At 50.4% G+C, this 683-nt stretch carries 2 protein-coding genes; one reads left to right on the top strand and one right to left on the bottom strand.

The window, feature by feature from the left end:
- The coding region (locus FDW87_RS12480; RefSeq protein WP_137379843.1) for a toxin-antitoxin system HicB family antitoxin at positions 1–156 on the bottom strand (156 nt) is incomplete at its 3' end.
- 126 nt (positions 157–282) lie between these two features.
- Here FDW87_RS12480 and FDW87_RS12475 point away from each other — a divergent pair.
- Positions 283–573, top strand: a complete 291-nt coding sequence (locus FDW87_RS12475) for a SymE family type I addiction module toxin (protein WP_137379809.1) — start codon at positions 283–285, stop codon at positions 571–573.
- The last annotated feature ends 110 nt before the right edge of the window (positions 574–683 follow it).

Here is a 683-nt window from a genome sequence, read left to right as displayed (position 1 = left end):
CTCCCTCGCCAGTTCCTTCAACCAACTGGCGAGACTTACCCCTTCCTCCGCCGCCACAGCATCAAGTTGCTCCTTCAATGCCGGATCAATACGCATTTTGAACTGCGGTGATTGACCACCACCTTTTGGTTTTTTTTCGCGCGATATGATTGACATGGGGCCACCTATACAACTATCTTAACCACATAGGAGGCCACCTAAAAGCCTTCTACACTAGCAACGCCCCGTTGTGCGGGAACACAGCCGGAGCGTCTAACCTCACCAACTATCAAGGAGTTGATTATGGCTGATTCGCATTCTACCCCAGACACCGACCAATCCGGAACCGAGCGTTCGGTAATTGTGGGATACCGCCCGAATGTTTTCGACAAATCCACACCCAAAATTATTCTTTCCGGCAAGTGGCTACGCGAAGCAGGGTTTGATACCGGGCAACAGATTACCGTAAAAGTGATGAATGGCTGTATCGTCCTGATGGTCTATGGCGAGCAGGAGCAACGGTTGCGGGATGAGCTGAAAGAGGCCAATCAGAAGTTAAATAGAATTGAGAGCACGCTGGCGACTCTTCAGTGAAGCAAGGCTGAACCTATAAGCGTTACTTACAGGTTCAGTTCGTGCCGGATGGCGCTAAAGCTTATCCGGCCTACGGACTGCATGAAATAAGAGACAACGTTGCGACCTTT

This window comes from Citrobacter sp. wls826, assembly GCF_005281245.1.
Classification (GTDB): domain Bacteria; phylum Pseudomonadota; class Gammaproteobacteria; order Enterobacterales; family Enterobacteriaceae; genus Citrobacter; species Citrobacter braakii.
This window is presented reverse-complemented; position numbering and strand designations above follow the sequence as displayed.